Genomic DNA, 6,131 nt, shown 5'->3' on the forward strand with positions numbered 1-6,131 from the left:
GACCATTCCCCATAATATGAGTAATTTTTTTGGAAGGGCTTATTCTCGCAATGATGAAGATGGTGCCCCTTATACCCTAAAGGATTGGGAACGGAGAGATCGATATGAGCCATTGGCGGAAATTTTTCAATGCAAACGCACTTCTGAGTGTGCCTTTGGGGTGGGGACGACTGATGAAGAGTGTTCTTTTGAACTCTTTTGGCCAATTTGCAAGGATGACAATTTAGTAGGGTGTGCCAGTAAAGGATCATATGCCCGGGAAGGCCTAAAGCTTGGAATTGAACTGGAAAAAGAGATAGGATTTAATCCCCTGCAATTTGGTTTCATTGGGAGCACCGATGCGCACAATTCCAATCCAGGCGATACTGAGGAATGGGATTATCGGGGCAAAGCAGCTATCAAGGATTCGCCTGCACAAAAAAGATTGGCTGAACGAAAATTCCGTCCCGGCACCCCTATCACACATAACCCGGGGGGATTGGCAGCCATCTGGGCAGAGGAGAATACCCGTGACGCCCTGTTTGACAGCATGAAGAGAAAAGAGACCTATGCGACCAGTGGAACCCGTATCCGGCTTCGATTTTTTGCCGGATGGAATTTTGATCAGGATATCATAAACCGCCCTGATATGGTGTTTGCCGCATATGAAGCCGGAGTACCCATGGGAAGCATTCTAGAAGAAAACGAAAAAACCAAAAAACCGAAATTTCTTGTATGGGCAGCAAAGGACCCCATAGATGCCAATCTGGAACGTATTCAGATTATTAAAGGATGGATCGAAGACGGTGATCGCAAAGAAGAAGTCTTTGATATCGCCTGTTCCGATGGAATGGCCCCGGATTCCGTAACGGGAAAATGTCCGGATAATGGTGCACGTGTAAACCTGAATACCTGTGAAATAACTGAAGGCTCCGGGGATGAGGAATTAAAGGTTCTCTGGACCGATGACACTTTTAATCCCGATTTTGCATCTTTTTACTATGTCCGTGTCTTACAGAATCCGACCTGCCGATGGTCAACCTATGATGCCATCCGGCTGGGTATTGAGCCAATAAAAGAGGTGCCTGCCTTCATCAAGGAACGCGCCTGGTCTTCACCCATCTGGTATTCGCCTAAGTAAGGGCATTTTTCTCATACGTTTTAAAACGGAAACTTCAACACGAAGAAAAGAACGCCTGCAACAAAAATAAAGCAGCCTGCAATCCGGATGGCAATATTTTTCCATTCAACTTTGCGGGATAGTAAAAAACCAGTTAGATAAAGCACCAGCAGTCCGGCACCAAGAATAAGACCCACAATATAGAGCACGGGGTCTCCTATTTTGTCTTTGACTTCAAATACATTTGCGTATCCGGCATAAATGCTAAGTACAACCGTAATCGCAAATGCAAGTGGGAGACCGGGCCGATATTCACAAGTGATTAAACACCCAATCCCCGCCAACACGCAAAGCCAGAAAACATGCCCCGGCAAAAAACCGGTATTCATAAAACCCATAAATGCGCCAATGGGTATGATCCCCGCGTACAGCATCATCATTTTTCCTGCCTGCTTGATTCCCTGCTGGGATGTCCAAAGGGCAAATCCTAATATGGGGAGAATGGTTTGCGAATCGGTTATGGGATGAAGAATTCCCCCGTAAAAATCCCCCATTTCCGTTGTGAAATGAGCATATGCCGACAAAGGAAAGGAACACACACCAGCAAAAATACCAACCAATATTTTGATAAGTATCACCATAGATATACCTTATCCTGTTGAAAACGATGGATTATATATTAAGTGTAATAATACCGGCTGAAACCAGTGAATTAAATGCTATGGAAATACCTACCAGCATAATAATTCCAGCGCTGAAAACAGGAAGCCGTTGAATCAATTTTTTCTCCTCGGAAAAAATCTCTAGATATTTTGATGCTTTGACCGTCATCACTCCGATCAGAATCAAAATGGCTGCCAGACCGAGGCTAAATGAAATAATGAGCAATAGACCAAAAAAAATCTTGTGAATGGCAATAGAGGCCAGCAAAACCACCATTGCCGTTGGACAGGGAACCATTCCTCCTGCAGTTCCAAGGGCTAAAAGGCTTTTAAATGAAATCTCTCCTTCCGGAATATGTGAATGTCCATAACCATGTCCATGTGTATGACCATGATCATCATGGGAATGGTTATGTGCATCCTTATGGAAATGATGAGAATGTCCATGATCACCATGGGAATGATCATTGTTTTGGCCTCCGCTTTTTATCCAGTTCAAAGCAGGTTTTGCTAGCATCCAATATCCAATAACAAAAATAATCAGTCCAGAGAAAAGCCCTATCCAGCCGTACACTTGTTCTTCTACCAGGTACTCTGTCAAAATCAGTGTACCAACCCCCAGCATTAATACGCTGATGACATGGGTAATGGTTACAATCCCTCCCAAGGTTACTGCATCTTTGACTTTTCCCCGCGTTCCAACCAGATAGGATGCAACCATCACTTTTCCATGCCCTGGGCTCAATGCATGAACCGCCCCAAGAAAAAAGGCAGTCAGTAACGCCATCATTATCATCTTTGGCGTTAAGTCGGCTTTAATAAATTCGGTTAAAATTGAGGTTTCCTGAGCCGATGCTTTGACCATTGCTTCAGTTTCAGGTGTACTGGAGAAACCGAGGAGTGGAGATAGAAGCACAAACGCCAAAATCCATAAAAAAATGGTCTTCCGGCCGATCTTAAACAAACAATTGGATACGAGCATACATGGGTCCTCTAGTTGAATTGCATTTTTGATTTTATAATCTATTTACTTGTAATTTTTATAATTATAGTTCAATTCGGCGAGTATCGTAGATAGGGAATTTCTTTTTGTCAAGAGAAGTATAAAAAAATATTTCCGTCATCAGTTTTGCTGACCAGGCCGCTTCAACTCCCAGCTATCGAAGATTTTCATGCTAAAAGTGAACGTGGTGTAAAGCAGGAAATTTTTGCACATTTTGCACTTATAACTATGAATCGTATTTTTACCAATAAAGCAGATGTTGATCTCAATCAACCCAATTATCCTACAGCAGACCATAAATCTTCTTCACGAGAAAATCAAAAAGAGAGACCAGGTCGTTCATATGCCCGCAAATCCATGAAACCTGGATCTAAATGGCAGCCATCAAAGGAGAAAAAAAAGAAAATTCAAATTCTCGCAACATAGCCAACAACCACACCAACAGTGCAATCCCTTAAACGAATGGGTTTAATCCTTAAGCGAATGCCATTGCCTTAGAGGGGGCTTCATCATACCTCTTGCTATGCATGAGGTAGGTGATTTATCAACCCAAAACAATAATTACCAAATACCGTGTGTCGGTAAAAAACCTTGCTGCTGAAGCCTTAAAAGGTAAATCATTCTCAAACATATTAGATATCAATTTAAATTGGAATCATGAACCAATAATGGTTGAATTAGCCAGCACACTAGACAAAGTCAATGCAAAGGTATTTGCTAAAAATCTTTTAAGTAAGCTAAAAAAGGAAGATTGTATTGTCAAACTGAATTTAAATCAATTGGCTGCAATTGAAGATGAGTCATTAAAACGATTATTAAAAAAATTAACAAAATACAACCAAAGAGTTCAGATTGTGTTCAATGATACTGTAGAAATTGTTAATGAAGCATTTGCGGGTCTTCCAGAAAAACTTAAAAAAATGTTTATAAAAGAAGAATTAGCACTATCCTAATTTTAGTCAAATAATTAATAAACAATCAATTTATAAAGTTTTACAACTTTAATAGATTATCCTTCCCCGGCCAAGGCAATTGCCTTGATAATGCCCCTGCTGAATCTTTTTTTCATACCTTAAAAGTAGAAGAAGTATATGGTCAATCATATGAGACCAGGGGGGAGGCTAAAAGTAAACTTTTCAAATATGTCTTTGGTGGGTGGTTTTGTGTCTCAAAAACAGACTAGCATATAACTCAGTATTTTTTGGAAAGATCCTTGGATCTAATTTAATACTGGTTGAATATAGGGATTCAAGTTATGATACGAACAATAATAAAGAGCAGTGGCAGATATGTGCCAGATAGACATGTTACAAACCATGAGTTAACTGAATTTATGGATACAACTCATGAATGGATTGTACAGCGGACCGGGATTGAAGCCAGGTATTGGGTAACAGAAGGTGATGACATTGGTACCTCTGATTTAGCTTTGAATGCAGCTAATATAGCTCTGGAAAGGGCAGATTGGAATCCGGATGAATTAGATCTGATTGTATTTGCCACTATGACTCCTGATGTAAATATCCCTGGTTCAGGAGCTCTTTTACAGGACAAGCTGGGCGCCAAAAATGTACCGGCGCTTGATATCCGCCAACAATGTACTGGCTTTTTACATGGACTTGAGCTCTGCGATGCCTATATTCGAAGCGAAAAGGCAAAGAAAATTTTACTGGTTGGTGCCGAGTACCAAAGCAGGTACATAGAACTTACCACTGCTAACCGCGATACAGCCATAATATTTGCAGACGGCGCTGGAGCTACCTGTATTGAAGCATTAGAAACAACGGATAATAGTGGATTTATTACTTCGATCCTACATGCTGACGGAAAATATTCGACGGCTTTAAAATTTGGTTTACCAGCCAAAAAATCAAGTCAACCTATCAGCACAACCATTATAGAAAACAAAGAACATTTTCCCTATATGGATGGCAAAAAAGTGTTCAAGCTTGCAGTCACCCGCTTGCCAAAATTAGCTAATGCATTGCTGCAAAAAGCAAAGATGTCCATTGAGGATATTGATATGTTTATACCCCATCAGGCTAACTTACGGATCAACGAAGTTTTCAGGGAGCGGATGAAAATTCCGGAAAAAAAAATGTACAACAATATTCAACAATATGGTAACACAACTGCTGCAACAATCCCCATTGCTTTTGACGAGCTTATAGAAAAACAAATGGTAAAAGCAGGAGATACAATTATGTTTTTTGGATTAGGGGCTGGTCTGACTTGGGGAGGCGTAATCTATAAGATGATTTGAATGTTAAAATTTTTCAGAAGAAAATCTTTTTTTTAAAATTTTGAATGTGCAACCATCATTTTATTGCAACGCGTTGGGTCTAATACCCCGTCGCTTGCGACGTTAAAATTGGTTGAATCCTTTGTTGATACCCGCCCCTTATCACCAACTTATATTTTTACCCGTTAAAGGAGAGTAATGAAAAAACTACTAAAAGATAAATTTATTATGTTCTTATTTTTTGTCGGTGCCACAGCACTGCTTGTGCAACCGGCTTTAGCAAAAGACAAAACCAGCGATCTTGATCCCCAGGCTCTCAAAATAGTTGACAGGGCCACTTCATTCCTGGCCAAACAAAATCAATTTTCCGTTTCCGTTGAAATATGGAATGATTTTGTGTCGGCGGAAAACAGGAACGTGCAGTTTGCCAAAACCATTGAACTTAATCTTCGCCGGCCGGATCAATTCAGGATCCAGACTGCGACCATACAGCCTGAAAAAACTTTTTTCTACAATGGCAAGAGTGTTACCTATCTTGATCAGAGAGCCGGTTTTTTCGGTATTGCTCCAGCACCTGCCACCATTGACAAGACCATCGCCGCAATGGGAAAGAAGTATGACATTTCCTTCCCGCTGGATGATATGCTGTTGAGCACTCCCTTTGACGGCTCTGCTGAAAAGGCCCGATCAGGTCAGTACTATGGTGTCGAAATGGTGTCCGGAATACGATGTCATCATCTTGCCTTCCAGCACGATCTCATAGACTGGCAGGTATGGGTGGAAGATGGCTTGCTTCCTGTAATACGTAAAATTGTCATCATTCATAAGACAGAACAGGGCTCTCCACAGTTCACAGCAATGTTTGACAAATGGGATTTTTCCACTGCATTGCCAGATTACCTGTTCAATTTTGAGCCGTCACCGGGCTATCGAAAAATCAATATTATCGAGACCGTGCAAGATAAAACCTCTGTTCAGAAATAAAGGAAAAAGCAATGAATCGCACTCATTTTTCAAACTTTTGTATTATTATGATACTGGCCATATCAATGGTATTTTTACCACTTGGCACGGCTTCGGCCAGGCGCAACAAGAATACCAATATAGGCCATAGAAACAATAACC

The 6,131-nt window shown here is 40.9% G+C and carries 7 protein-coding genes and 1 pseudogene; 6 read left to right on the forward strand and 2 right to left on the reverse strand.

The features are described from left to right. Positions 1–1,120, forward strand: a 1,120-nt coding sequence (locus K8S13_RS14985) for a DUF3604 domain-containing protein (RefSeq protein WP_291463693.1), incomplete at its 5' end; no start/stop codon positions are given. Positions 1,121–1,140: 20 nt separating this feature from the next. Here the strand turns inward: K8S13_RS14985 and K8S13_RS14990 are convergent. Continuing rightward, positions 1,141–1,740, reverse strand: coding sequence for a HupE/UreJ family protein (locus K8S13_RS14990; RefSeq protein WP_291463695.1), 600 nt, complete (start codon positions 1,738–1,740; stop codon positions 1,141–1,143). 31 nt (positions 1,741–1,771) lie between these two features. Then, positions 1,772–2,743: a sulfite exporter TauE/SafE family protein gene (locus K8S13_RS14995; RefSeq protein ID WP_291463697.1), complete on the reverse strand. Its 972-nt coding sequence runs from the start codon at positions 2,741–2,743 to the stop codon at positions 1,772–1,774. Positions 2,744–2,890: 147 nt separating this feature from the next. Between K8S13_RS14995 and K8S13_RS15000 the strand changes: the two genes are divergently transcribed. From K8S13_RS15000 to K8S13_RS15020, 5 genes and pseudogenes are all read left to right on the forward strand, one after another. Continuing rightward, positions 2,891–3,190: a hypothetical protein gene (locus tag K8S13_RS15000; RefSeq protein WP_291463698.1), complete on the forward strand. Its 300-nt coding sequence runs from the start codon at positions 2,891–2,893 to the stop codon at positions 3,188–3,190. A gap of 110 nt (positions 3,191–3,300) precedes the next feature. Then, entirely contained in the window at positions 3,301–3,717 is a 417-nt protein-coding gene (locus tag K8S13_RS15005) for a hypothetical protein (protein ID WP_291463699.1), read from the forward strand. Positions 3,718–3,788: 71 nt separating this feature from the next. Continuing rightward, positions 3,789–3,911 (forward strand): annotated as a pseudogene (locus K8S13_RS15010) (IS3 family transposase); the annotation flags it as partial. A 108-nt stretch (positions 3,912–4,019) separates the two neighbouring features. Then, entirely contained in the window at positions 4,020–5,027 is a 1,008-nt protein-coding gene (locus K8S13_RS15015) for a 3-oxoacyl-ACP synthase III family protein (RefSeq protein WP_291463700.1), read from the forward strand. A 177-nt stretch (positions 5,028–5,204) separates the two neighbouring features. Next, positions 5,205–5,990: a DUF2092 domain-containing protein gene (locus tag K8S13_RS15020; protein WP_291463701.1), complete on the forward strand. Its 786-nt coding sequence runs from the start codon at positions 5,205–5,207 to the stop codon at positions 5,988–5,990. Positions 5,991–6,131: the final 141 nt, after the last annotated feature.

The organism is Desulfobacula sp., from assembly GCF_021107415.1.

Bases quoted from the DNA above. Each gene is read 5' to 3' on its own strand.
- K8S13_RS14990 (WP_291463695.1), bottom strand. From the start codon at position 1,740: ATGGTGATACTTATCAAAATATTGGTTGGTATTTTTGCTGGTGTGTGT.
- K8S13_RS14995 (WP_291463697.1), bottom strand. From the start codon at position 2,743: ATGCTCGTATCCAATTGTTTGTTTAAGATCGGCCGGAAGACCATTTTT.
- K8S13_RS15015 (WP_291463700.1), top strand. From the start codon at position 4,020: ATGATACGAACAATAATAAAGAGCAGTGGCAGATATGTGCCAGATAGA.
- K8S13_RS15020 (WP_291463701.1), top strand. From the start codon at position 5,205: ATGAAAAAACTACTAAAAGATAAATTTATTATGTTCTTATTTTTTGTC.